At 72.5% G+C, this 25009-nt stretch carries 26 protein-coding genes; 17 read left to right on the forward strand and 9 right to left on the reverse strand.

The window, feature by feature from the left end; translation table 11 throughout:
• Nucleotides 1-6 precede the first annotated feature (6 nt).
• Complete coding sequence (coaA, locus tag BCL76_RS06370) at nt 7-1056, reverse strand: type I pantothenate kinase (RefSeq protein WP_109778536.1); 1050 nt, start codon at nt 1054-1056, stop codon at nt 7-9.
• A gap of 297 nt (nt 1057-1353) precedes the next feature.
• Here coaA and BCL76_RS06375 point away from each other — a divergent pair, with 297 nt between their 5' ends.
• From BCL76_RS06375 to BCL76_RS38465, 8 genes are all read left to right on the forward strand, one after another.
• Nucleotides 1354-2130, forward strand: coding sequence for a hypothetical protein (locus BCL76_RS06375; protein WP_109778537.1), 777 nt, complete (start codon nt 1354-1356; stop codon nt 2128-2130).
• Between the two features lie 109 nt (nt 2131-2239).
• On the forward strand, nt 2240-4087 hold the full coding sequence (gene glmS / locus BCL76_RS06380; RefSeq protein WP_109778538.1) for a glutamine--fructose-6-phosphate transaminase (isomerizing): 1848 nt from the start codon (nt 2240-2242) through the stop codon (nt 4085-4087).
• Between the two features lie 21 nt (nt 4088-4108).
• Nucleotides 4109-4477 carry a holo-ACP synthase gene (locus BCL76_RS06385; RefSeq protein WP_109778539.1) on the forward strand — a complete coding sequence of 123 codons (369 nt, stop codon included), beginning with the start codon at nt 4109-4111 and terminating at the stop codon, nt 4475-4477.
• Between the two features lie 9 nt (nt 4478-4486).
• The gene (locus BCL76_RS06390; protein ID WP_109778540.1) at nt 4487-5896 is read left to right on the forward strand and encodes an NAD(P)H-hydrate dehydratase; all 1410 of its coding nucleotides are present in this window, start codon (nt 4487-4489) and stop codon (nt 5894-5896) included.
• A gap of 217 nt (nt 5897-6113) precedes the next feature.
• On the forward strand, nt 6114-7250 hold the full coding sequence (alr, locus tag BCL76_RS06395; protein WP_109778541.1) for an alanine racemase: 1137 nt from the start codon (nt 6114-6116) through the stop codon (nt 7248-7250).
• Entirely contained in the window at nt 7195-8454 is a 1260-nt protein-coding gene (locus tag BCL76_RS06400) for an alpha/beta fold hydrolase (RefSeq protein ID WP_109778542.1), read from the forward strand. The genes alr and BCL76_RS06400 overlap by 56 nt, the downstream gene beginning before the upstream one ends.
• On the forward strand, nt 8405-8971 hold the full coding sequence (gene tsaE, locus BCL76_RS06405; protein WP_109778543.1) for a tRNA (adenosine(37)-N6)-threonylcarbamoyltransferase complex ATPase subunit type 1 TsaE: 567 nt from the start codon (nt 8405-8407) through the stop codon (nt 8969-8971). Before BCL76_RS06400 ends, tsaE begins: the two co-directional genes overlap by 50 nt.
• Nucleotides 8972-9086: 115 nt before the next feature.
• Nucleotides 9087-9275, forward strand: a complete 189-nt coding sequence (locus tag BCL76_RS38465; RefSeq protein ID WP_146228325.1) for a hypothetical protein — start codon at nt 9087-9089, stop codon at nt 9273-9275.
• A gap of 173 nt (nt 9276-9448) precedes the next feature.
• Here the strand turns inward: BCL76_RS38465 and BCL76_RS06410 are convergent, their stop codons facing one another.
• Nucleotides 9449-10003, reverse strand: a complete 555-nt coding sequence (locus BCL76_RS06410; RefSeq protein WP_181382454.1) for a hypothetical protein — start codon at nt 10001-10003, stop codon at nt 9449-9451.
• A gap of 119 nt (nt 10004-10122) precedes the next feature.
• On the opposite strand from BCL76_RS06410, the gene tsaB reads away from it, so the two are divergent.
• From tsaB to BCL76_RS06430, 4 genes are read left to right on the forward strand one after another with little or no spacing between them, the layout of a single operon-like run.
• Entirely contained in the window at nt 10123-10800 is a 678-nt protein-coding gene (tsaB, locus tag BCL76_RS06415; RefSeq protein WP_109778544.1) for a tRNA (adenosine(37)-N6)-threonylcarbamoyltransferase complex dimerization subunit type 1 TsaB, read from the forward strand.
• Between the two features lie 29 nt (nt 10801-10829).
• On the forward strand, nt 10830-11309 hold the full coding sequence (gene rimI, locus BCL76_RS06420; RefSeq protein WP_109778878.1) for a ribosomal protein S18-alanine N-acetyltransferase: 480 nt from the start codon (nt 10830-10832) through the stop codon (nt 11307-11309).
• On the forward strand, nt 11302-12438 hold the full coding sequence (gene tsaD, locus BCL76_RS06425; RefSeq protein ID WP_109778545.1) for a tRNA (adenosine(37)-N6)-threonylcarbamoyltransferase complex transferase subunit TsaD: 1137 nt from the start codon (nt 11302-11304) through the stop codon (nt 12436-12438). The genes rimI and tsaD overlap by 8 nt, the downstream gene beginning before the upstream one ends.
• On the forward strand, nt 12435-12707 hold the full coding sequence (locus tag BCL76_RS06430; RefSeq protein WP_258309374.1) for a hypothetical protein: 273 nt from the start codon (nt 12435-12437) through the stop codon (nt 12705-12707). Before tsaD ends, BCL76_RS06430 begins: the two co-directional genes overlap by 4 nt.
• 245 nt (nt 12708-12952) lie before the next feature.
• Here BCL76_RS06430 and BCL76_RS06435 read toward each other — a convergent pair whose 3' ends face one another.
• Complete coding sequence (locus BCL76_RS06435) at nt 12953-14173, reverse strand: class I SAM-dependent methyltransferase (RefSeq protein WP_109778546.1); 1221 nt, start codon at nt 14171-14173, stop codon at nt 12953-12955.
• 206 nt (nt 14174-14379) lie between these two features.
• On the opposite strand from BCL76_RS06435, the gene BCL76_RS06440 reads away from it, so the two are divergent.
• Both BCL76_RS06440 and BCL76_RS06445 read left to right on the forward strand, forming a co-directional pair.
• Nucleotides 14380-15249: a polysaccharide deacetylase family protein gene (locus tag BCL76_RS06440; RefSeq protein ID WP_030767366.1), complete on the forward strand. Its 870-nt coding sequence runs from the start codon at nt 14380-14382 to the stop codon at nt 15247-15249.
• Nucleotides 15246-16127 (forward strand): polysaccharide deacetylase family protein, encoded by an 882-nt coding sequence (locus BCL76_RS06445; protein WP_258309375.1) that lies wholly within the window; start codon nt 15246-15248, stop codon nt 16125-16127. The genes BCL76_RS06440 and BCL76_RS06445 overlap by 4 nt, the downstream gene beginning before the upstream one ends.
• 197 nt (nt 16128-16324) lie before the next feature.
• On the opposite strand, the gene BCL76_RS06450 is transcribed toward BCL76_RS06445, so the two are convergent.
• Entirely contained in the window at nt 16325-16609 is a 285-nt protein-coding gene (locus tag BCL76_RS06450; protein ID WP_109778547.1) for a hypothetical protein, read from the reverse strand.
• Nucleotides 16610-16753: 144 nt separating this feature from the next.
• On the opposite strand from BCL76_RS06450, the gene BCL76_RS06455 reads away from it, so the two are divergent.
• Nucleotides 16754-18106, forward strand: a complete 1353-nt coding sequence (locus BCL76_RS06455; RefSeq protein WP_109778548.1) for a tetratricopeptide repeat protein — start codon at nt 16754-16756, stop codon at nt 18104-18106.
• Here the strand turns inward: BCL76_RS06455 and BCL76_RS06460 are convergent.
• Nucleotides 18103-18861: a GntR family transcriptional regulator gene (locus BCL76_RS06460; RefSeq protein WP_109778549.1), complete on the reverse strand. Its 759-nt coding sequence runs from the start codon at nt 18859-18861 to the stop codon at nt 18103-18105. The two genes, BCL76_RS06455 and BCL76_RS06460, sit on opposite strands and share 4 nt — an antisense overlap.
• 190 nt (nt 18862-19051) lie before the next feature.
• Between BCL76_RS06460 and BCL76_RS38830 the strand changes: the two genes are divergently transcribed.
• Together BCL76_RS38830 and BCL76_RS06465 are read left to right on the forward strand one after the other, a co-directional pair.
• The gene (locus BCL76_RS38830) at nt 19052-19198 is read left to right on the forward strand and encodes a hypothetical protein (RefSeq protein WP_181382455.1); all 147 of its coding nucleotides are present in this window, start codon (nt 19052-19054) and stop codon (nt 19196-19198) included.
• Entirely contained in the window at nt 19191-19397 is a 207-nt protein-coding gene (locus tag BCL76_RS06465; protein ID WP_109778550.1) for a hypothetical protein, read from the forward strand. Before BCL76_RS38830 ends, BCL76_RS06465 begins: the two co-directional genes overlap by 8 nt.
• Nucleotides 19398-19628: 231 nt before the next feature.
• Here the strand turns inward: BCL76_RS06465 and BCL76_RS06470 are convergent, their stop codons facing one another.
• The 4 genes from BCL76_RS06470 to BCL76_RS06485 form a co-directional block, all read right to left on the reverse strand.
• The gene (locus BCL76_RS06470; RefSeq protein ID WP_109778551.1) at nt 19629-21068 is read right to left on the reverse strand and encodes an FtsW/RodA/SpoVE family cell cycle protein; all 1440 of its coding nucleotides are present in this window, start codon (nt 21066-21068) and stop codon (nt 19629-19631) included.
• A complete protein-coding gene (locus tag BCL76_RS06475) occupies nt 21056-22243 on the reverse strand; it encodes an LCP family protein (RefSeq protein WP_109778552.1) in 1188 nt (395 codons plus the stop codon). Before BCL76_RS06475 ends, BCL76_RS06470 begins: the two co-directional genes overlap by 13 nt.
• Before the next feature lie 78 nt (nt 22244-22321).
• On the reverse strand, nt 22322-23656 hold the full coding sequence (locus BCL76_RS06480) for a sensor histidine kinase (RefSeq protein ID WP_109778553.1): 1335 nt from the start codon (nt 23654-23656) through the stop codon (nt 22322-22324).
• On the reverse strand, nt 23649-24329 hold the full coding sequence (locus tag BCL76_RS06485) for a response regulator transcription factor (protein ID WP_109778554.1): 681 nt from the start codon (nt 24327-24329) through the stop codon (nt 23649-23651). The genes BCL76_RS06480 and BCL76_RS06485 overlap by 8 nt, the downstream gene beginning before the upstream one ends.
• Nucleotides 24330-25009: the final 680 nt, after the last annotated feature.

Genomic DNA, 25009 nt, shown 5'->3' on the forward strand with positions numbered 1-25009 from the left:
TGCGGGCTAGAGCTTGCGGAGGCTCAGCTTCTGCACCTTGTGGTCGGGTCCCTTACGGACGACGAGCGTGGCCCGGCCGCGGGTGGGCGCCACGTTCTCCAGCAGGTTGGGGCGGTTGATGGTCCGCCACATCGTCTGCGCGTACTCCATGGCCTCCTCCTCGGAGACCTGGGTGTACTTGCGGAAGTAGGAGAAGGGGTTCTGGAACGCGGTCGCCCGCAGCTTCCGGAACCGGTTCAGGTACCAGCGCTCGATGTCCTCGGGGCGGGCGTCCACGTACACGCTGAAGTCGAAGTAGTCGGCGAGGGCGACGCGGGTACGGCCGTCCGTGCCCGGGAGGGCCGGCTGGAGCACGTTGAGGCCCTCGACGATGAGGATGTCCGGGCGGCGGACGACGAGCTCCTCGCCGGGGACGATGTCGTAGATCAGGTGCGAGTAGACCGGGGCCCGGACCTCGTCCTTGCCGGCCTTGATGTCGGCGACGAAACGGGTGAGCGCGCGGCGGTCGTAGGACTCCGGGAACCCCTTGCGGGAGGTCAGCCCACGCCGCTGGAGCTCCTTCATCGGGTACAGGAAGCCGTCGGTGGTGACGAGCTCCACGCGCGGGTGCTCGGGCCAGCGGGCCAGCAGGGCCTGCAGCAGACGGGCCACGGTGGACTTGCCCACGGCGACCGAACCGGCGACCCCTATGACGAAGGGGGTGCCCTGCTGGGCGCCGTGCCCGTTGCCCGCGTCACCGAGGAAGGTGTTGAGGGTGCCGCGGAGGTTGCTGGTGGCACCGACGTAGAGGTTGAGGAGCCGGGACAGCGGCAGGTAGACGTCGCGGACCTCGTCGAGGTCGATGACGTCGCCGAGCCCGCGCAGCCGCTCCACCTCGTCGGCGGTCAGCGGCAGCGGGGTCCGCTCCCGCAGGGCGCTCCACTCGGCGCGGGTGAGGTCGACGTAGGGCGAGGCCTCGTGACCCCGGCGGTGTCCGGGGCGTGCGGGGGGCCCGTCCCGGCCGGTCCGCTCCGTTGCGTTGTCCGGCGTGTTGCTTCGTGGCGGCGAAGTGATCACACCGCCATTGTCGGGGCTCCGGGGCGGTTGTGGGTGGTGTGGTCGGTCACGTGCCGGCGGGAGCGACGGCTACCGGAGCGGGCCCGGCCGGTGGGCGCGAGGTTGTACGCGGCCTGGTTGCGATCGGAAATTCTTGGGGTCTCGGCCGGATCACGATCGGCGACGAACGTCGCCCCGGGCCACACGGTGATCGATCGACCCGTACATTGTTGATCACCGCAGTCATGCCCACGCCCCCACGTCGGGGGCGCGGTTCGGGCTGCCCTGTTCCAGTCGTCTCCATGGGGGAGTTTTCTCGTGCGCAACGCTCTTGTCCGCCGTACCGTCCTGACCGCCTCCGCGGTGTCCCTGACCCTGCTCGTCACCGCCTGCGGCGCCGACAAGAAGGACGACACCAAGGCCGACGCGAAGCCGTCCGGGGCCTCCTCGGCGCCCGCCGCCGCGGCCAAGGGCAAGACGGACGCCGAGCTGGCGCCCCTCCTGCTGACCCAGGCCGAGGCCCCCAAGGACAGCGTCGTCAAGGCGCCCTCCGCGGACGCCCTCAAGAAGCTCACGGCCACCACCGACAAGGCCGAGTGCAAGCCGCTCGGCCAGGCCGCCTCGATGGAGCCCCAGGGCACCTCCACCGGTGTGGCCCGCACCCAGGTCGGTGGCACCTCCGGCAAGCCCGTCGACCCCAACGCCTCCGAGGCGGACAAGCTGAAGGCCGGCCTGGAGATGCTCGCCGGCGCCAGCGGCACCTCCGTGACCCTGACCTCCTACGACGCCAAGGGCGCCGAGGAGGCCTTCGCCTCCTTCAAGAAGGCGGGCACCGCCTGTGCGGGCGGGTACACGATGACGCAGGACGGCGAGGCCCTCAAGGTCAACAAGGTCGTCCCGGGTGACGCCGTCACGGCCGGCGACGAGTCCGTCTCCTTCCTGGCGGACTTCGGCGACGCCGAGACCCCGATGGCCGGCCAGGTCGTCATGGTGCGCAAGGGCAACACCCTCGCCACGTTCTCGGTGCAGAGCATGAGCGGCAAGCCGGTGCTCCCGAAGGACGTCGTCGAGGCGCAGGTCAAGAAGCTCGGCTGACGACCGCCCGAAGACACGTCGAAACCCGCCCCGGCGCACGCGCCGGGGCGGGTTTTTCGTCTTGTTCGGCTACGGGGCAGACGGCCAACTACGGCGTACGCTGCGGCCTATGTGCGGAATTGTGGGTTACGTGGGAGCGCAGTCGGCGCTCGATGTGGTCATCGCCGGACTCAAGCGGCTGGAGTACCGCGGCTACGACTCGGCCGGGGTCGCCGTGCTCGCGGACGGCGGTCTGGCGGCCGTGAAGAAGGCCGGGAAACTGGTCAACCTGGAGAAGGAGCTGGTCGGGCACCCGCTGCCGTCCGGATCCACAGGGCTCGGGCACACCCGGTGGGCGACCCACGGCGGGCCCACCGACGCCAACGCCCACCCGCACCTCGACAACTCGGGGCGCGTCGCCGTCGTGCACAACGGCATCATCGAGAACTTCGCCGCGCTACGGGCCGAGCTGGCCGAGCGCGGACACCGCCTGGAGTCCGAGACGGACACCGAGGTCGTGGCGCACCTGCTGGCGGAGCAGTTCTCGGCCACCGGCGATCTCGCGGAAGCCATGCGGCAGGTCTGCCGTCGCCTGGAAGGCGCGTTCACCCTCGTCGCCGTGCACGCCGACGAGCCGGACGTGGTGGTCGGCGCCCGCCGGAACTCGCCGCTGGTGGTCGGCGTCGGCGAGGGCGAGAACTTCCTCGCCTCGGACGTGGCCGCCTTCATCGCCCACACGCGGTCCGCGATCGAGCTGGGGCAGGACCAGGTCGTCGAGCTCCGCCGCGAGGGCGTCACGGTGACCGACTTCGACGGTTCGCCCGCCGCCGTGCGGGCGTACCACGTGGACTGGGACGCCTCCGCGGCCGAGAAGGGCGGCTACGACTACTTCATGCTCAAGGAGATCGCCGAGCAGCCGAAGGCCGTCGCCGACACCCTCCTGGGCCGGATCGACGCGAGCGGCTCGCTGACCCTCGACGAGGTGCGCATCCCCGTCTCGGTGCTCAGGGAGGTCGACAAGGTCGTGATCGTGGCGTGCGGTACGGCGTACCACGCGGGCATGATCGCGAAGCTGGCCATCGAGCACTGGACCCGCATCCCCTGCGAGACGGAGCTGGCCAGCGAGTTCCGCTACCGCGACCCGATCCTGGGCCCGCGGACGCTGGTGGTCGCGATCTCGCAGTCCGGCGAGACCATGGACACCCTGATGGCCCTGCGCCACGCGCGCGAGCAAGGCGCCAAGGTACTGGCCATCTGCAACACGAACGGGTCGACGATCCCGCGCGAGTCGGACGCCGTGCTCTACACGCACGCCGGCCCCGAGGTGGCCGTCGCCTCGACCAAGGCCTTCCTGACGCAGCTGGTGGCCTGCTACCTGGTCGCGCTCTACCTCGGACAGGTCCGCGGCACGAAGTGGGGCGACGAGATCGAGGCCGTCATCCGTGAGCTGTCGGACATCGCCGCGGCCGTGGACACGGTCCTGGAGACCATGGAGCCGGTACGGGAACTCGCGCGCTCCCTCGCCGACAAGAACACCGTGCTGTTCCTGGGACGGCACGTCGGGTACCCGGTGGCGCTGGAGGGCGCGCTCAAGCTCAAGGAGCTGGCGTACATGCACGCCGAGGGCTTCGCGGCGGGCGAGCTCAAGCACGGGCCGATCGCGCTGATCGAGAAGGACCTGCCGGTGGTGGTGGTCGTGCCCTCGCCTCGCGGCCGGTCGGTGCTCCACGACAAGATCGTGTCGAACATCCAGGAGATCCGGGCGCGCGGGGCGCGGACCATCGTCATCGCGGAGGAGGGCGACGAGGCGGTCGTCCCGTACGCCGACCACCTGATCCGGATCCCGGCCACACCGACGCTGCTCCAGCCGCTGGTGGCGACGGTCCCGCTGCAGGTGTTCGCGTGCGAGCTGGCGACGGCGCGCGGCAACGAGGTGGATCAGCCACGTAACCTCGCCAAGTCGGTGACCGTGGAGTAGTAGTCGGCTGGAGTTGTCGTTGTGATTATCGGCGTCGGGATCGACGTAGCGGAGATCGAGCGGTTCGGCGCGGCACTGGAACGCACCCCGAACCTGGCCGGGAGACTGTTCGTCGACGCCGAGTTGACGCTGCCGAGCGGCGAGCGGCGCGGGACCGCCTCGCTCGCCGCACGGTTCGCCGCCAAGGAGGCACTGGCCAAGGCGCTGGGCGCGCCCGGCGGCATGCTGTGGACCGACGCCGAGGTGTACGTCGAGGACAGCGGGCAGCCGCGGTTGCGGGTGTCCGGGACCGTCGAGGCGCGGGCGCTGGCGCTGGGCGTCAAGTCCTGGCACATCTCGCTCAGCCACGACGCCGGTGTCGCCTCCGCCGTGGTGATCGCAGAAGGGTAGGCGCAGGCCGTGCGAACTGCTTACAGCGTGGAGACCGTACGGGCCGCCGAGCGGGAGCTGATGGCCCGGCTGCCCGAGGGCGCCCTGATGCAGCGGGCCGCGGCGGGTCTCGCCGCGGCCTGCGCCCAGCTGCTGCGGCGGGCCCGCGGCGGGGTGTACGGGGCCCGGGTCGTGCTGCTCGTCGGCCCCGGGGACAACGGCGGTGACGCGCTGTACGCGGGCGCCCGGCTGGCCCGGCGCGGTGCCGGGGTGACAGCCGTACTGATGGACCCCGAGCGGATGCACCCGGGCGGCTGGGCCGCGCTGCGGGCCGCCGGGGGACGGGTCGGGCGGGCGGTACCGCAGCGGGCGGACCTCGTCCTGGACGGGCTGCTCGGGATCGGCGGCAAGGGCGGGCTGCGCCCGGCGGCCGCAGCCCTGGTGGAGCGGATCCCGCCCGGGGTCCCGGTGGTCGCGGTGGACCTGCCCAGCGGGGTGGACGCGGACACCGGGGAGGTGGCGGGTCCGGCCGTGACCGCCGAGGTGACGGTGACCTTCGGGGCGTACAAGCCCGGCCTGCTGATCGACCCCGGAGCCTCCCGGGCGGGCGCGGTGCACCTCGTGGACATCGGGCTGGAACTGCCGTCACCTCAGGTGGAGGCGCTGCAGCACGCGGATGTGGCGGCGCTGCTGCCGGAGCCGACGGCGACGAGCGACAAGTACCGACGGGGTGTCGTCGGGATCGTCGCCGGGTCCGCGCAGTACCCGGGCGCGGCGGTGCTCGCCGTGGCGGGAGCGCTGCGCGGCGGCGCGGGCGCGGTGCGGTACGTGGGGCCGGCGGCCGTCCAGGACGCGGTGCTCGCCCGCTACCCCGAGACACTGATCGGGCCGGGCCGGGTGCAGGCGTGGGTGGTCGGCCCTGGCCTGGGCGAGGGGCGCGCCGGCGAGGTCGCACGGCTGCTGGCGGGGGACACGGCGGTGCTGGTCGACGCGGACGGGCTGCGCGGGCTCGACGCGACGGCGCTGCGGGCCCGGACGGCCCCCACCCTGCTGACCCCGCACGCGGGAGAGGCGGCGGCGCTGCTGGGAGTGGAACGGACCTCGGTCGAGGCGGGCCGGCTGGACGCCGTACGGGTGCTGGCGCAGCGGTACGGGGCGGCGGTGCTGTTGAAGGGCTCGACCACGCTGGTCGCCTCCACAGGCGAGAGCGCCGTTCGGGTGAACCCCACGGGCACCCCGTGGCTGGCCACCGCGGGCAGCGGCGACGTGCTGTCCGGGCTGACCGGATCGCTCCTGGCGGGCGGGCTGTCCGGGGCGGACGCGGGCGCGGTCGGCGCGTACCTGCACGGCCTGGCGGCGCGCCGCGTCGGCGGCCCCCTGCTGGCCCACCAGGTCGCCGAAGCCCTCCCCATGGCCTGGCAGGACACCCGCCGGCCCTGACGCCGCCGGTGCCGGGGTCAGCCGGCGCCTCGGTCGACGCCGCGCCGCGAAGACCGGGGTTCGGCCCGAACCCCGCGACGTGAACGCCGGCGCTTGAGGCGCGGGTCCGGGCAGAGCCCCGGACGGGCCAGGGCTCCACCATGCGTGGCAGAGGGAGGTGGGTTCACTCGGGCCAGCCCCCGCAAGGCCCGGCGGGGGTTCTGAGAGACTGTGGGCGATGAACGAGACAGCGACGCGCGTGTACGCCGAGATCGATCTTGACGCCGTACGGGAGAACGTGCGCGCACTGCGCGAGCGGGCGCCCCGGGCCGAGCTGATGGCCGTGGTCAAGGCGAATGCCTACGGGCACGGGGCCTTGGAGTGCGCCAAGGCCGCCCAGGAGGCCGGAGCCACCTGGATCGGTACCGCCACCCCCGAGGAGGCCCTCGCGCTCCGCGCCGCCGGGATCCAGGGGCGCCTGATGTGCTGGCTCTGGACCCCGGGCGGGCCCTGGCGGGAGGCCGTCGAGGCCGATGTCGACGTCTCCGTCAGCGGCATGTGGGCCCTCGACGAGGTACGCGAGGCCGCTCGCGCGGCAGGCCGCACCGCACGCGTCCAGCTCAAGGCCGACACCGGCCTCGGCCGCAACGGCTGCCAGCCCGCCGACTGGGAGGCGCTGGTCACGGCGGCCGTCGCCGCCCAGGCCGAGGGGACCGTCCAGGTCACCGGCCTCTGGTCGCACCTCGCCTGCGCCGACGAGCCCGGGCACCCCTCGATCCGGCTCCAGCTGGACGCCTTCCGCGAGATGCTCGCCTACGCCGAGAAGGAGGGCGTCGAGCCCGAGGTCCGGCACATCGCCAACTCGCCGGCCACCCTCACCCTGCCCGAGTCGCACTTCGACCTGGTGCGCTGCGGGCTGGCCGTCTACGGGGTCTCGCCCGCCCCCGAGCTCGGCACCCCGGCCCAGCTGGGACTGCGGCCCGCGATGACCCTCAAGGCCTCCCTCGCGCTGGTCAAGACGGTCCCCGCCGGGCACGGGGTGAGCTACGGCCACCACTACGTCACCGACACCGAGACGAACCTCGCGCTGGTCCCGGCCGGCTACGCCGACGGCATCCCACGGCAGGCCTCCGGCCTCGGCCCGGTGCTCATCGGCGGCAAGGTCCGCCAGGTCGCCGGACGCATCGCGATGGACCAGTTCGTGGTCGACTTGGGGGAAGACCACGCCCGCGCCGGTGACGAGGCCGTCATCTTCGGGGACGCGGAGCGCGGTGAACCGACCGCCGAGGACTGGGCACGAGCGGCGCACACGATCGCGTATGAGATCGTCACCCGTATCGGTGCACGAGTGCCCCGGGTGTACCTGGGCGGCTGAGCGGAGTGAGGGCGGCGGCGTGAGCGAGAACTGGCGCAAGGCCGGCTGGGCCGGCGCCGCCATCGGCGTGATAGCCGCGGGCGCGGCGGCCGGTGTGGCGGTCGAACGGATCACCGTCGGGCGTGGCATGCGGATGAAGGCACGCCTCGCACTCGACGCGGCCGGGGACTACGGGTCCCTGCGCGGTGCCGAGGGAATCTGCCGGGCCGAGGACGCCACCGAGCTCTACTACGAGGTCGACGAGCTCCCCGAGGACGGCAAGCGACGGCGGCTGCGGCGCAAGGCCGAACCCCCGGCCACCGTCGTCTTCTGTCACGGCTACTGCCTCGGCCAGGACTCCTGGCACTTCCAGCGCGCCGCCCTGCGCGGCGTGGTCCGCGCGGTCTACTGGGACCAGCGCAGCCACGGCCGCAGTGCCCGGGGACTGGCGCAGGCGGACGGCGAGCCGGTGACCATCGACCAGCTCGGCCGGGACCTCAAGACCGTCATCGACGCGACCGCCCCCGAGGGGCCGCTGATCCTGGTGGGTCACTCGATGGGCGGAATGACCATCATGGCATTCGCCGAGCAGTACCCCGAGCTCGTCCGCGACCGCGTCGTCGGCGTCGCGCTGGTCGGCACCTCCAGCGGCCTCCTCGGCGAGGTGACGTACGGGCTTCCGGCCGTCGGCATGGGGGCGGTGCGCCGACTCCTGCCGGGCGTGCTCAAGGCGCTCGGCTCGCAGGTGGAGCTGGTGGAGAAGGGCCGGCGGGCCACCGCGGACCTCTTCGCCGGAATGATCAAGATGTACTCGTTCGGCTCCCGGGACGTGGACCCGGGCGTCGCGCGGTTCGCGGAGCGGCTGATCGAGGCCACGCCCATCGATGTGGTCGCCGAGTTCTACCCGGCCTTCCAGACCCACGACAAGACCTCCGCGCTGGCGCTGTTCGCGGACCTGCCGGTCACGGTCGTGGCCGGGGACAAGGACATGATCACCCCGGCCGCGCACAGCGTCGCCATCAAGGAGGCGCTGCCGGCCGCCGAACTCGTGGTCCTGGAGTCCACCGGGCACCTGATGATGCTGGAACGCCCGGAGACCGTGACGCGGCTGCTCACCGAGCTGCTGGCACGCACCGGGGCGGTGGCCGTCCCCGCAGCGACTAACGTTGGCGGGCATGGAAGAAGTACCGCTGGAAGCACAGCGCAGCCAGGCGCCGGCACCTGAGGCCGCGGCCGGCTCGGAGACCCGGATCACCATCGACTCCCCGGACGCGATGCAGGAGTTGGGCCGCAGGATCGCCGCCCTGCTGCGCCCCGGCGACCTCGTCCTGCTGACCGGCGAGCTGGGCGCGGGCAAGACCACGCTCACCCGGGGCCTCGGCGAGGGCCTGGGCGTGCGCGGGGCCGTGACCTCGCCGACCTTCGTGATCGCCCGGGTGCACCCGTCACTGACCGGCGGCCCGGCGCTGGTGCACGTGGACGCGTACCGCCTGGGCGGCGGGTTGGACGAGATGGAGGACCTGGACCTCGACGTCTCGCTGCCCGAGTCCGTGGTCGTCGTGGAGTGGGGCGACGGCAAGGTGGAGGAGCTCTCCGACGACCGGCTGCACGTGGTGATCGCGCGGGCGGTCGGCCACGAGGAGGTCCTGGACGACGTACGGGAGGTCCTGGTGCGCGGGATCGGGGATCGCTGGAGCGCCGGGGCCGGACTGGACGCCCTGGCCGGAGCCCTCTCGGAGTAAACGTACCGACAACCCGTCGGCAAGATATTGCGCTGTCGGCTGCCCTCGTGGTGACATGGTACCGAGAGTTTCTTAGGTATGCCTAAGTACGGTGTCCCGGGTCCAGGAGGCAGCCATGTCGGCACCAGCAGGAGCACATCGCGAGCCCCGCCCGTCCACCGTCTCCATGTGGACGCTCCTCGCCGCCGGCGTGGCCGCCACCGCCGTTTCGACGCCACCCGCGCGGGAGTACGCCACGGGCCCGGGCGGCCCGATGGGCGACACCGCGCACGAAGAGGCCGCTCCGGAATCCGAAGCGGCCTAGAGATCCGCCCAGTGGCGTCCTGGGGTGTCCTGGGGCGTGGGGGCCTCCTGGGGGTGGGGCGGGGGCGGCCCGGGGACGGCTCGGGAGTGCCCCGCGGGCGCACCGGACGTTCTGTCGCCGCACCCGTTCGGGTGAATGCGCGGGCAGCCCGCCGGTGATCCGCCGGCCGTCCGTCAGGGAACGACGACGACCTTCGAGGCGATCGTCGCGAACGCCCACATCGCGTCGCCGTCGGCACGCGTCATGCGGATGCCACCGGTCTTCTTGTTCGGGTCGGGCTCCGGCAGCGCGCCGTCCGTACGGGCGCTGAAACCGACCGCCACGCCCTCCGTGCTCGCGAACCGCACGACGTGCTCGATCGGCACGCCGTCCGAGCCGGTGACCGAACCCGAGCGCGAACCGACGGCGTAGCTGCCCGGCTTCGGGTGCACCGTGCTCGGCATCACCGTGAACGACTTCGTCGGCTGCGCGGGGTCGCCCACCAGCCACACCCGCTTCTGGCCCACCGAGTACACGACGCGCACCCCGGTGCCGGAACCCTCCGGCACGGCCACCGGCTTCGACGGGTCCTGCTTGGCGGCCGGGCTCGCGGCGGGGGCCGGCTCCTGCGCGGCGACCTTCGGCGGGTGCGCGGGCGCCGTGGCGGAAGCCTGGTAGCCGAGGAAGCCGACGACGGCCACTGCCGCGGCGGTGAGCCCGGCCACGATTCCCGAGCTGCTGCGTGCCACCTTGCTCCACCTTTCCGCGCCGACCGATACCACGTCAGGTACCCCGTCGAAAGGTAGCAGCCGCCCTGCTCCCAGACCGGCCGCAAGGGGTGCGGCCCCCGGAGTCGTAGGCTGTTCGCGTGCTCTTGCTCGCCGTAGATACCGCCACGCCCGCCGTCACCGTCGCCCTGCACGACGGTGAGTCCGTCGTCGCCGAGTCGAACCAGGTCGACGCCCGCCGCCACGGGGAGCTCCTGCTGCCCTCCGTGGACAAGGTCCTCGCCGAGGCCGGGCTCACGCTCGAAGCCGTCACCGGCGTCGTCGTCGGTGTCGGCCCCGGCCCCTACACCGGGCTGCGCGTCGGCCTCGTCACCGCCTCCACCTTCGCCGCCGTGCTGGGCGTGCCCGTGTACGGCCTGTGCACGCTCGACGGCCTCGCGTACGCCGCCGGGGCCGCCGGCATCGAGGGCCCCTTCACCGTCGCCACCGACGCGCGGCGCAAGGAGGTCTACTGGGCCCGGTACGAGGACCCGCGCACGCGCGTCGGCGAGCCCGCCGTGGACCGCCCGGCCGACATCGCCGAGCAGGTCGCGGGCCTGCCCGCCGTGGGCCAAGGCGCGCTCCTCTACCCCGAGGTCTTCACGGACGCCCGGCACCCCGAGCACCAGTCGGCCGCGGCCATGGCCTCGCTGGCCGCGGAACGACTGGCGGCGGGCCTGGCGTTCGAAAATGGTGAGGGCCTGCCTCCGACCCCGCTCTACCTGCGCCGGCCCGACGCCCAGGTGCCGAAGAACTACAAGGTGGTCACCCCGCAGTGATCCCGGCGACCCCCCACACCCTGCGCGAGATGCGCTGGTGGGACATCGGGCCCGTGCTGGAACTGGAGCACGAGCTGTTCCCCGAGGACGCCTGGTCCGCAGGGATGTTCTGGTCCGAGCTCGCCCACGCCCGCGGCCCCCGGGCCACGCGCCGCTACATCGTCGCCGAGGACGCGGCGGGCCGGCTCGTGGGCTACGCCGGACTGGCCGCCGCCGGTGACCTGGCCGACGTACAGACCATCGCGGCCGCCCGCGACCAGTGGGGGACCGGGCTCGGCGCCCGGCTCCTGACCGACCTGCTGCGCGCCGCCACCGCGTTCGAGTGCGCCGAGGTGCTGCTGGAGGTGCGGGTGGACAACACCCGCGCCCAGAAGCTCTACGAGCGCTTCGGCTTCGAGCCCATCGGCTTCCGGCGCGGCTACTACCAGCCCGGCAACGTCGACGCGCTCGTCATGCGACTGACCGACCCCGCACAAGCACGAACTGAGAGCAGTGAGAGCAATGGCTGACGAACCGCTCGTCCTCGGCATCGAGACCTCCTGCGACGAGACCGGCGTCGGCGTCGTCCGCGGCACCACCCTGCTCGCGGACGCGATCGCGTCGAGCGTCGACGAGCACGCCCGCTTCGGCGGCGTCGTGCCCGAGGTGGCCTCGCGGGCCCACCTGGAGGCGATGGTCCCGACCATCCAGCGCGCCCTGAAGGAAGCCGGCGTCAGCGCCCGCGACCTCGACGGCATCGCGGTCACGGCCGGCCCGGGCCTCGCCGGCGCGCTGCTGGTGGGCGTCTCGGCGGCCAAGGCGTACGCGTACGCGCTCGGCAAGCCGCTGTACGGCGTGAACCACCTGGCCTCGCACATCTGCGTGGACCAGCTGGAGCACGGGCCGCTGCCGGAGCCGACGATGGCCCTGCTGGTCTCCGGCGGGCACTCCTCGCTGCTGCTGGCCCCGGACATCACCTCCGACGTACGGCCGCTCGGCGCGACCATCGACGACGCGGCGGGCGAGGCCTTCGACAAGATCGCGCGCGTGCTCCAGCTGGGCTTCCCCGGCGGCCCGGTCATCGACCGGCTCGCACGCGAGGGCGACCCCAAGGCGATCAACTTCCCGCGCGGGCTGACGGGCCCGCGCGACGCCGCCTACGACTTCTCCTTCTCCGGGCTCAAGACGGCCGTCGCCCGCTGGATCGAGGCGAAGCGGAAGGCGGGCGAGGAGGTTCCGGTGCGCGATGTGGCGGCGTCCTTCCAGGAGGCCGTGGTGGACGTCCTGACCCGCAAGGCGATCCGGGCGTGCAAGGACGAGGGCGTCGACCACCTGATGATCGGCGGCGGCGTGGCGGCCAACTCCCGGCTGCGCTCGCTGGCGCAGGAGCGGTGCGACGCCGCGGGGATCATCCTGCGGGTGCCGCGGCCGAAGCTGTGCACGGACAACGGCGCGATGGTCGCGGCCCTGGGCGCGGAGATGGTCAAGCGGAACCGGCCCGCCTCGGACTGGGACCTGTCGGCGGACTCCTCGCTGCCGGTGACCGACCCGCACGTGCCGGGTACCGCGCACGAGGACCACGGCCACGGGCATGGGCACAGCCACAGTCACGATCACGACCACGTGCACGAACTGAGCAAGGACAACCTGTACTCGTGAGCACCGTCGCGCTGATGTGGGAGGCCCGGGCCGCCGACGGCCGGGGCAACGAGCTGTTGGAGTGGGCCCGTGCCCAGGTCCTCGCCCGGGAGCCGGTGCGCCGCGAGGTGTTCCGGGCCCCGCAGGACCGGGTCCTCGTGATCACCTGGTGGGAGGCCGCCGAGGGCGTCGCGGCCGACCTCCCCGAGCTGCCGGAACCCGCCGCAGACCTGATCACCCGAGCGGTGCACCGCTGGCGCTTCGAGTCGGTGGAGGTCGACGGGCGCTGACCCCCGCTACGCGGTGTCGGTGGGGTTCAGTTCCGGCCCGCACAGCACGTCGCGGGTCCGAAGCGGAGCGCCAGGCGCGCGGCCCCGGCTCGTAGCGCGGCCCCCACGGCCGAGGCCCGCAACGCCCGGCCCGCGGCCAGGGTTCGTAGCGCTCGGCCTGCGGTCAGGGTTCGTAGCGCTCGGCCTGCTGCCCCGGCGCGTGACGCGCGGCCCGCGGGTTCGGCTCGTAGCGCCGGACCCGCACCTCACCGGTCGAGCGTCGCCGCAGGCGGCACGGCAGGCGGCACGGCAGGCGGTACGGTCGGCGCGCCGATCAGCATCGACGGGGCCCCCGCCACCCGGGTCAGGAAGACGGTCGCGGAGTTCGGGCCCTGCGGCTTGACCTTCTTGCGCAGTTCCTCGGGCTCGATCGCCGAGCCGCGCTTCTTCACGGTCAGGATCCCGACACCGCGCTCGCGCAGCAGCGCCTTCAGCTTCTTCAGGCCGAAGGGCAGCACATCGGTGATCTCGTATGCCGTCGCGTACGGCGTCGCGCGCAGCTCGTCGGCGGTGATGTAGGCGATGGTCGGGTCGATCAGCCGGCCGTCCAGCTGCTCGGCGACCTCGGCGACCAGATGGGCGCGGATGACGGCGCCGTCGGGCTCGTAGAGCCAGCGGCCCACCGGTCCGGCCGCCGGATCGGGCAGCGGATCGGCGGTGTGCAGCGCGCGCGGCCCGGGGAGCAGGGTGGCGCGCACGGTCCCCGGCGCGGTCCCGAACCAGAGCACGGCCTCCTTGACGTCCCCCTGGTCGGAGATCCACTCGGCCTCGGCCTCCGCGGGCACGGCCTCGTGCGGGATCCCGGGCGCGATCTTGACGGCGGCGTACTTCGCCGCCCGGGCCGTCTCCACCGCCCACGACAGCGGCGGTGAGTACGACTCCGGGTCGAAGATCCGCCCGCGCCCCCCGCGCCGCGCCGGGTCGATGAAGACCGCGTCGTAGCCGGCGGTGTCCACCTCCGTCACATCCGCCTCCCGGACCTCGATCAGGTCCGCCAGCCCCAGCGCCTCGGCGTTGGCCCGCGCGACGGCGACGGTGAGCGGGTCGTGGTCCACCGCGAGCACCCGGATGCCGAGCCGGGCCAGCGCGAGGGCGTCCCCGCCGATGCCGCAGCACAGGTCCGCGAGGCTGCGTACGCCGAGGGCGGCGAGCCGCTCGGCCCGGTACGAGGCCACGGACGCGCGGGTGGCCATCTCCCCGCCGCCGGGCGTGAAGTACATCCGGAAGGCGTCCTCGGCCCCGAACTTCGCCACCGCGCGCTGCCGCAGTCGGGCCTGCCCGAGCGCGGCGGAGACGAGCGCGGCGGGGTGCTCGCGGCGCAGCCGGGTGGCGACGGCCAGCTCCTGGGAGGGGTCGTACGCGCGGAGCGAGTCGAGGAGGGCGCGGCCCTCGGGGGTGAGGAGGGCGGCGAAGTCTTCGGGGGTCACGGGTCCATTGTCGGCGACGGGTCGGACCCGGCCGGGCCCGACCTCGTGTGGGCCAGTCGAAGGAAGGTGTGACCGCGTTCGCGGTGTCTTCCGGGGAGGCCGTGTGTCGGGTGCCAGGATGCGCTGCTATGCAGCTAGTACGACAAAAGGGAAATAAGTCGCAACAGGGTCACCGGTACGCGGCAGGTCCGCGCGGCCGGTTCGGGGTGGCCGTGGCGGCCCTGCTCGTCGCCGCCCTCGGTACGGCGTGCGGCTCCGGGGACGCCGGACCGGACAAGGCCGCGAAGGAGAAGGCGGCCAAGGCCGCCGAGGCGGGCGCCGCGGGTGCGCTCAGCGCCGCCGAGAAGGCCAAGGCGGCCCAGCAGGCGCGCGTCGTCGCGGCCAAGAAGTGGGGACTGCGCAAGACCCCGCTCGCCGCCCCGCCGGCACCGAAGGAGAAGCCGGAGATCCACACGCGCGACGGCTTCGAGGTGGAGGACCAGGAGGAGTACCCGAACGTCTTCACCACCGTCCCGACCGAGGACAAGGTCGTCTTCCTGACGATCGACGACGGCTCGGAGAAGGACCCCGAGTTCCTGAAGATGATGCAGGAGCTGAAGATCCCGTACACGGCCTTCCTCAGCGACTACGTCGTACGGGACAACTACCCGTACTTCAAGAAGATGCAGGACGCGGGCGTCACCCTGAACAACCACACGCTCAACCACCGCTACATGCCCGGTCTGTCCTACGAGCAGCAGCGCGAGGAGATCTGCGGCCAGCAGGACACCATCCAGAAGCAGTTCGGCAAGCGGCCGACCCTCTTCCGGCCGCCGTACGGCAACTACAACCAGGACACGCTGCGCGCGGCGAAGTCCTGCGGCATCAAGGCGGTCCCGCTGTGGAACGCGGAGGCGTTCACCAACCGGATGGACTACCGGGAATGGGACCGCGATCTGCACCCCGGTGACATCATCCTCACGCACTTCCGGGGCAAGGAGGACTGGAAGGGCACGATGCCTGACATGATCCGTCATGTCATGAAGACCGTCACGGACAAGGGATACGCCGTGGCCCGCCTGGAGGACTATCTGTGAAGCACGCGCGCCGGTTGGTAGCCGGAACGCTGGCGGCCGGCGCGCTCGCGCTGTCCCTGACGGGGTGCGGGGACAGCGCGGACCCCACCGAACGACTGGCTGCCAAGACGGCGCAGCCGACACCGGAGGCCGGTGGCGCCACGCCGTCGACGGCGTCGCCGACTCCGGCCCCGGGGGGCGCCTCGGACGAGGCGTACAAGAAGTGGGGCCTGACGGCCCCCCTCCAGTACGCGCCCCCGCCGGCCCAGAAACCGCAGATCCCCAAGGCCGGGCCGGGCAAGGTCCCGGTGGTGGACCGAATACCCGTCCCGGCCGACGACAAGGTCGTCTTCCTGACCTTCGACGACGGCGCGGAGAAGGACCCCGAGTTCCTGAAGATGGTGGCCGACCTCAAGCTGCCGATCAGCATGTTCCTCACGGACAACATCGCCTCGGCGGACTACGGATACTTCGAGAAGATCCGCGACAACGGTTCGGCGAGCACGATAAACAACCACACGCTGACGCACCCGAATCTGCGGACCCTCTCCTTCGAGGGGCAGAAGAAGGAGATATGCGGCCAGCAGGAACGCCTGGAGAAGCGCTTCGGCAAGCGCCCGCCGCTGTTCCGCCCGCCCTTCGGCAACTACAACGACGACACCCTCCGGGCGGCCTCGGAGTGCGGAGTCTCGTCCCTGGTGCTGTGGCGGGTCTCGATGCAGATCAACAACTTCCAGTACGCCGCGGGCTCCACCCTCAAGCCGGGCGACATCATCCTGGCCCACTTCCGCGGCCCGTCCGAACTCAAGGGCGCGACGGAGATCCAGATGACGACCCGCATGCTCCAGCGCATCCAGGAACAGGGCTACCGCATCGGGCGCCTGGAGGACTACCTGTAGGGCGGGGCTCGGGTGTCGGGATCCACCGGAGCGGCATCAGGGACGTGACGGGTACGGGGCTTCCCGTCGGTCTCGGACCGGCCCCGGTGGGGGCGATCCCCCGGACGAGGCCAGGACAGCCACGGGCCGGGGTCGGGGGAAGTCCCAGCATCCGACGACCGTCCTGGGCTCACCTGTTCAGGGCGCGTGGTGGGAGGTCAGGCGGAGGCGACGACCTCGCCGGCTGTCACCTGCGGCGGGTTGGGCAGGTACCGGGCCAGGTTGTCGCGTACGAAGTGCGCAGCCCGCTCGATCGACTCGTCGGCGCCCGCACGGTCCCGGAAGACGCTGGTGGACACCATCACCCCGCCTCCGGCGTCGACCCAGTAGTACGCCACGAATCCGGGGACCTCGCGCATGAGCGCCACGAACCCCTCGTCGACGATGCGCCCGGCCTCGGCCGGGTCGGTCACGCCTTCGTACCGCCGGACTGCTGCGTACATGGTCGATCTCCTCAACGCTGCTCGGGTTCGTCGTCGCGAGGACGGCTTACCCGGCCCGGCAGGCACGTGGCTCGCGCGCCGCCCGGATGTCACCGGAAGGGACCTCGTCCGGTCGCGCGAACGGGGGCCCGCTACGGTGCGGCCATGGACGCCGCCGTACTCCACCGCAGGACCACCTGGCACGACGAGTGCGTGCCACCCGACCTCGTCGACCGGCTCCTCGCCCTCGGGCACATCGACGTGGTGCGCGGGCTGGCCCTGGCGGAGGACGGCGACTGGTTCTGCGCCCGCGCATGGGCGCGGCTGCTCGTCGAGCGCGGCGACTTGGACGAGGCCCTCGAGGTACTGCACCCGTACGTCGGTACCGGCTGGTGGCCGGCTGCCGAAGAGGCCGCGCGGCTGCTGGACGCGGGGGGCCGGGGCGAGGATGCCATCGCCCTCGTCCGCCCGTTCGCGCGGGACGGGGAGCGGTTCGCCCAGCGGGACCTGGCCCTTCTGCTGGCCCGCCACGGGCGGGGCGAGGAGGCGTACGAGCTGCTCGTGCCGCATGTCACCGACTGGCTCATCGCCGAGGCGCTCGTCGACGTGGGCGTCGGTCTGGGGCGCGGCGACGAGGTCGCGGAGCTGCTGGAGGCCCGCCTGGCCCCGGGGAACGTGTGCGTGCGCTGCGGGGACCAGGAGTGCGGCACACGGTCCACGGAACCGTTCGACGCGGCGAACCTGCTGGCGTCCGTACGGGAGAAGCAGGGCCGTACGGACGAGGCGATCGCGGTGCTGCACTCGTACGACCGCGTCGTCGTCAACAACCGTGACGCGCTCGCCGACCTACTGGTCCGGCACGACCGGCTCGACGAGCTGCGCGCGTACGTGGCCGGCGGGAGCCCGTGGGAAGCCGCCCGGCGGCTGGCGGAGGTGCTGGAGGAGCGCGGCGACGTGGCGGGCGCGGTCGACGCGTACCGCATGCACGGGGACGAAGACCGCTGCCACACGTCGATCCTGCTGTCGGAGCTCCTGGCCCGGCACGGGCGGGGAGCCGAGGCCATCGAGGTCATGCGTGCGCTGGACAGCGCCGAGGACTGGATCGTCGACCCCCTCTGCGAGCTGTTCGCCGCCGAGGGCCGCGCCGAGGAGGGCCTCGCCCACCTCGACGCGCTCAAGGCCCGGCGGGGCCGGGAGGAGTGGGAGATCCACCGGCTGCGGGCGCCGCTCATGGCCGCCTGCGGCCGGCTCGACGAGGCGATCGCGGACGCCGAGTCCCACCCCGAGGGCGGAGGCCCGTACGCGCCGGAAAGCCTGGCCCGCCTCTTGGCCGAGGCGGGACGCCCGGAGGATGCCGTGGCCCTCCTGGACACGGACCGCCTGGAGCACGCCGGGGTCCTCGGCCCGCTCCTGGTGGAACTGGGCCGCATCGAGGAAGCGGTGTCCCTGCTCCGGACACCCCGCCCCCAGGCCCCGCCACTGCAGCCGATCGGCTACAGCGACGGTCCGCCCTTCTAGGCGTCGAAGTCGTACTCCAGCACGTAGGAGGCGGAGTCCAGCGTCATCTCGTTGACCTCCACGACCCGCCCACCTTGGGCGAACGCGGTGCGGATGATGTGGATGACAGGCGTACCCATGGCGAGCGAGAGCCTTTCCGCCTCGTCGGCCGAGGGCATCCGGGACCGGATCTCCTCCCGGAAATGCACGGGCGCGAAGCCCAGCTCGGCCAGCCGCGCGTACGTCCCACCGGGACCGGTGTCGACCTGTGTGACGGCCGAGTCCGCGACGATGTCGGACGGCAGGTACGACGTCGCCGACAGGACCGGTTTCCCGTCCAGCACGAAGCGGCGACTGCGTGCCCACACCCGAGTCCCTGCGGGAACGTCGAGCGCGTCGCATACGCGGCCGTCCGCCTCCTCCTCGCGCACGTCGATCTGATCGACGACCAGCTCCCGCTCCTCGGACTCGTCGGACCAGATCGACCGGCCCGCGCCCCACTGCTCGCGCGCAAGCCGCTCGATGCCGCGTCGACGCAAGGGCTTGAACGCCCGCACGAAGACACCCGCACCCTTCCGTGCCTCTGCGAGACCCTCGTTCTGCAGAACGCCGAGGGCTTGGCGCGCGGTCATCCGGGCGACCTCGTAAGTGGACATGAGGTCGTTCTCACCGGGCAGCCGATCACCCGGGCCGTATTCGCCCGTTTGGATAGCCGTCCTCAGCGCATCAGCGATCCGCTGGTACTTCGGCTGACGGGTGCCGCCCTGGCTGGTCATGTAAACCGCTCACTTCCTCTCCTCTCTAGACACCCTAGGGGCAGAGATGTGCCACCGCACGAACCTGGGCCACGACCTCTTCCGGTTACATCTCTAGAGATCTGTTGGCGGGTCGCGCCCGAATCGGTTGTACTGAATGCATCTCTAGAGAGGCTGCTCGGTGGTGGTCTCGCAAGTGAGGGTGATCGGTATGCCGTATGTGTCCGGCATCGATGCTGATGACGCCCCGTTGGTCAGGGCGGCGGGCGTCGGTGAGCCCAGTTCGGATCTCTTGGAGCGGGCGCTGGTCGGGTGGGAGCGCTTCCTCGTCACCTTGCGCGAGGTGGCGGATGAGTGATCGGTACGAGTACCTGCCGCACCGACTCCTGCGCCGGCGTGTCAGGGACATCGCCTCGGGGGTCGAGGGTGAGTTGATGGCCGTGGTCAATGAGAACGTCTCAAGCGCAGGCGTGGAGCGCTGGATGGAGCTTGCCTACATCCGTGCCGCCTCCGGCCGGGAGTTCGCTACCTCGGTTGCCAATGTGGAGCCTGCCTGAGAGGGGTCGCGTCGCCAGAGTTCTGACGGGCGTCGGACGCTGGGACGTGCGGAGCGGGTAGCGATGGGGTGCGCCTCGCCCGACCCGGGGCTGGGTCGGGATGGGTCTCGTCTCGGGATCGTCCCCCCTGCCCGACCGGGTCGGGCCCTCTCCGACCGCCCCGTCCCTGTCTCTTGTCCCCCCACCCCGGAGGAACGATGGGGCTGACGGGAAGCCCGCCGGCGGCCGCGGCTACCGCCCCAGTGGCTCTCGTACGCCGGAGCTGTCTCCGTCCGGTGTCGGCGTCGGCAGCGGCGTGATCGTCGTTTCCGCCGGGCCGTGGGTGTCCGCCTCGCGTTGGCGTTCCGCGCTGTCGCTGATGCGTAGGAGCAGCGCGATCATCATCCAGTTGGCCAGGAGGGACGAGCCGCCCTTGGCCAGGAAGGGCAAGGCCTTGCCCGTCAGGGGGATGAGGCCGGTGACGCCGCCCGCCACCACGAAGACCTGCAGGGCCAGCGCCGCCGCCAGGCCCACCGCGAGCAGCTTCCCGAACGGGTCGCGGGCCGCGAGGGCCATCCGCAGCCCCCGCTGCACGAGGAGCGCGTAGAGGATCAGTACGGCCATCACCCCGGCCAGGCCCAGCTCCTCGCCCACCGTCGTCAGGATGAAGTCGCTGCGCCCGGCGAACGCGATCAGCTCGGGGTGGCCCACGCCCAGGCCCGTGCCGGAGATGCCGCCCGTGCCGAAGCTGAACAGGGCCTGCGCCGACTGGTCCGAGGTGACTCCCTCCGGCCGGTTCTTCCAGTAGTACGACAGCGGGTTGAGCCACGCGGCCACGCGCGCCTTGACGTGCGGCTCCGTCGAGCCGACCACGAAGGCGCCCACCGAGGCCATGAGCAGGCCGCAGACGATCCAGCTGGTGCGTTCGGTGGCGACGTACAGCATCACCACGAACACCCCGAAGAAGATCAGCGAGGTGCCGAGGTCGCGCTCGAAGACCAGCACCAGCATCGAGACGATCCACACCGTGACGATCGGGCCGAGCTGACGCATCGGGGGCAGCCGCATGCCCAGGAACCTGCGGCCCGTCAGGGCCAGCGAGTCGCGGTGGACGACCAGGTACCCGGCGAAGAAGATCGCGATCATGATCTTCACGAACTCGCCCGGCTGGAGCGAGAAGCCGAAGAGTTTGATCCAGCGCTTCGCGCCGTAGGTGTCCGCGCCGAAGAAGGCGGGAGCGATCAGCAGCACCAACGCGACGGCCATGGTGATGTAGATGAACCGCTGCAGCAGCCGGTGGTCGCGCAGCAGCGCCAGCACCAGCAGGCAGGCGGCGACCCCGACCACCGTCCACATCAGCTGGCCGGGGGCGTTCGCGTCCGAGTTCCAGCGCTCGATGTAGCTCTGGTCGAGACGGTGCAGCAGCACCAGCCCGAGGCCGGTCAGCAGCATGGCGAGCGGGAAGATCAGCGGGTCCGCGTAGGCCGCGAAGCGGCGTATGCCCAGGTGCCCCACCAGCGACAGCAGGGTCATGCTGATGGCGAAGTCGATGAATTTGGGTGGCAGCTCGCCGTTCATGGCGAGGCCCGCACAGGCGTGGCCGAGGACGGCGATGGCGATGACGAAGACCAGGAGCAGCGCCTCGGTGCGCCGCCGGGCGACCGCCGACGTCAGTGGCTTCAGTCCACGCACGGGATGCCGCCACCGTCCTGGGGGGCGGATGGCGAGGGTGACGGCGGGGGTGCCGCCTCGGGTGAGGATGTGGCGCCCTGTGTGCCGGGGGCGGCGGAAGCCATGGGTCCGATCTGCTCGGCAATGAGGCGCTTTATCTTCATATCATCTACGACGTTGATGTCCTCCCCATAGTTCCTTCCGAAGCGCTCGACAGGAAGGGTCGTGAAGCGCACCCTTCCGCCGGACAGGTTCTTCGCCTGCTTCACGAACGCCGTCAGATCCCATCCCTCGTCCGTCACCACGTCCTGTTTCGCGACGTCGATCAGCTTGATCAGCTTCGCCGGATCGGTGAAGGTCCCGGCCGAGTTCAGCTTCTTCGTCGCGCCCGCGAGAAAGGCCTGCTGCCGCTTGGTCCGGTCCAGGTCGCCCCGGTCCAGGCCGTGCCGCTGCCGTACGAAGGCGAGTGACTGCCGGCCGTCGAGCGTCTGCGGGCCCGCCGGGAAATCGGCGCCCGAGTACGTGTCCTTCACCGCCTTGTTCAGGCACACGGGTACGCCGCCCAACGCGTCCGCCAGGTGGTAGAAACCGGCCAGATTCAGCTCGGCGAAGTGATCGATCGGGACCCCCAGGAAGTTCCGCACCGTCTCGATCTGCGCCGCGCGCCCCGCTTCCCGGCCCTCCTGCTCCAGTTCCCGGCCGTCCTCGACCCCCCGCGCGGCGAGCTGCTCCTGCTTCTTCTCCTTCGCCAGCCCGTACGCCTTCTTGATCTTGTCCTTCCCGTGGCCGGGTATGTCGACGAAGTCGTCGCGCGGCACCGAGAAGGCCGTCGCCCGGCCGCCGTCCCCGGGCACGTGCAGCAGGATCAGGGTGTTCGCGTTGTAGCCGCCGATGTCCGAGCTGCCGGCGTGCAGCTTGTCGAGGACCTCGGCCGGCAGCTTCTCGCCGTTCTGGTCCCGGCGGCTGTCCAGACCCATGAGCAGGATGTTGCTGTCGCCGAACTTCGACTTCTCCGCGCCTTCGAGGGCCTTGGAGCTGCCGATGCCGGCGGCGAGGTCGCGGTACAGGTACCAGCCGCCGCCCCCGGCCAGGGCCACCAGCGCGCAGCCGGTGACCAGCAACGTGCGGCCCGGTCGCCGGCGGTGGGACGGGTGGCGGCGGGATCGGGTCGTCGGCTTCCTCCGGTGCGCGCTCATGCCAGTCGATGCTGGGGGAGGAGCGCTGAAGGATTCCTGAGTGCACGGCCCGCGCACCGGCCGGGCCCCGGCCAGGCGCTACGGGATGCGCAGCACCAGCCGCGCGCCCCCGGCGGGCGCCGGCAGCGCGTGTACGTCGCCCCCGTGCGCCCGCGCGATCTCCCGGGCGATGGCCAGGCCCAGCCCGGTACCGCCGCCGGCTCGGCTGCGGTCCGCGTCCAGCCGTACGAACCGCTCGAAGACCCGGTCCCGGTCCGCCTCCGGGATGCCCGGGCCGTCGTCCGTGACCTCCAGCACCGCCCAACCGTCGTGTTCCGCCGCCCGTACGACGACCTCCGCGCGGGCGTACCGCAGGGCGTTGTCCACCAGGTTGGCCAACGCCCGCTCCAGCCGCGCCGGGTCCCCGGAGGCCGGTACGGGCGCCCGCGCGTCCAGCCGTAGCGCGATGCGCGGGCCACCCCGGCGCGAGGCGTCCTCCGCGGCCAGCAGGGCCAGGTCCACCGGCTCGCTCCGGGGAGCCGACGCCGGTCCGCCGTCGAGGCGGGCCAGCAGCAGCAGGTCCGCCGCGATCGCCTGCAGCCGCTCGGTGTCGGCCAGCGCGGCCGCGACCGATTCCCGGTCGGGGCGGTCCATCGCCAGAGCCACCTCCAACCGGGACCGGACGGCGGCCAGCGGGTTGCGCAACTCGTGCGAGGCATCCGCGGTGAACTGCCGCTGCCGGGCGTCGGAACGCTCCAACCGGTCGAGGGTGTCGTTCACGGTCCGGGCCAGCCGGGCGATCTCGTCCGCCCCACCCGGGTCCGGAACCCGCCGGTCCAGCTCGCTCGCGGTGACCGCGGCCAGTTCGCAACGGATCGCGCTCACCGGACGCAGCGCGCGGCCGGTGACCCACCAGGCCAGGGCCGCGGCGAAGCCGATCAAGGGAGGCGCGCCCGCCAGCAGTCCGATCGCCACGGCCCCGGTCGCGTCGTCCACGTCGCCGAGCACGGTCATCGCGTACACGGTGTGCGCGCCCGGCGCCTCGACGACGACCACCGCGCGCCGTTCCCCGCCGGGGCGCGCGGGCGGGAGCACGGCCGACCGGGAGTCCGCTCCGGGGCCGGGGCGCGGGGCGCCGGCCAGGTCGGGGGTGAGCTTCGGGTCGCCGGTACTGGCGACCGTCCGTCCGGCCGCGTCCTGTACGAGGACCAGGTCCACCCCGCTCTCGGGCACGGGCAGCCGTCCGCCGGGCGGCAGAGTCCGGTTGTCGAGCTGCGCGGCGACCTTGCGGGCGGCGAGTTCGGCGCGACCGGTGGTGTTGTCGAGGAGGTTGGCCCGCAGCAGTGCGTGCAGCCACAGCCCGCCGCCGGCGAGGACGGCGGCCATCGCCAGCGCGGCGGCCGCGGCGGTGCGCGCCCGGATACCGCTAACCACCGTCGGGGGCCATCCGGTAGCCGGTGCCGTGGACGGTGCGGATCGAGCGGCGGCCGAAGGGGGCGTCGATCTTCTTGCGCAGCGAGGAGACGTACACCTCGACGATGTTCGGGTCGATGCCGTGGGGGGTGTCCCAGACCTCGTCCAGGATGTCCTGCTTGGCGACCGCCCGGCCGGGCTGTTCCATCAGGCAGGCGAGCACGCCCAGTTCGCGGGCTGTGAGCTCGATGTCCCGGTCGCCGCGACGGCAGCGGCGGCCCTGCGGGTCCAGGACGAGGTCGCCGGCCTGCAGGGTGCCGCGGTCGGGGGTGCCGGCGCGACGGGCCAGCGCCCGGATCCGGGCGGCCAGGACCATGAAGGAGAACGGCTTGGTGAGGTAGTCGTCGGCGCCGGAGTCCAGACCCTCCGCCTCGTCCTGCTCGCCGTCGCGGGCGGTGAGCATGAGGACCGGGGTGGTGTCGCCGTGGGCGCGCATGCGGGTGCAGATCGCGTGGCCGCTGGGACCCGGGAGCATCAGGTCGAGCAGGACGACGTCGTACGGGCCGCCGGCCAGGGCGAGGTCGAGGCCGCGGTGGCCGTCGTGGGCGACCTCGACGTGGTGGCCGTCGGCGGAGAGGCCGCGCCGCAGGGATTCGGCGAGGCCTTCTTCGTCTTCGACCACGAGGATGCGCACGGCCCAAGCGTCACATATCGCCCGGCGTCCCTGCGGTGCGGGCCGTATCCCACGGCTCCGCCTCGATCGCCGGCGAGCCGGTGCCTGTGCGGTGCGGCTCGGGCTGCCCCGGCCCCCGCGCCTCGATCGCCGGCGGGGCTGGATTTGGCGGGCCGGTGCCTGTGCGGTGCGGGTCGGGCTGCGCCGGGCCCTGCGCCTCAATCGCCGGCGGGGCTGGGATGGCGGGTCGGTATGTCAGTGGGGGTCGGGGCGGGGGGACGGGGTGGGGTGTCTCCTCGGCTCGCGCCTTACTGGTTTGTCTCGGCTGTGGGGCGGGGTTGTGCGCTCGTCCTGCGGGGACACCCCACCCCGTCCCCCCGCCCCTCGGGCCGTCGCTGTCGTAGCCCTGCCGTGGGGCGGGGACACGGAGGAGGGTCCCCGCAGGACGAGGCGCGACCGTGGCCGTCTTGCCGTGACGAGGCAGCACGCGCCGAGCCGAGGAGATCCTCCTGCGGGGCCCCGGCCCACACCACCAGCCCCGCCGGCGTTTGAGGCGGCCGCCCGGGCACAGCCCGAGCAGTACCGCACACCGCCGAGCACCCCGCAGGGACACCGCCGAGCCGAGGAGACCCTCCTGCGGGGCCCCGCCCCACACCACCAGCCCCGCCGGCGCTTGAGGCGGCCGCCCAGCAGGGGCACCC

The sequence above is a fragment of the Streptomyces sp. CG 926 genome (genome assembly GCF_003148825.1).
Lineage (GTDB): Bacteria > Actinomycetota > Actinomycetes > Streptomycetales > Streptomycetaceae > Streptomyces.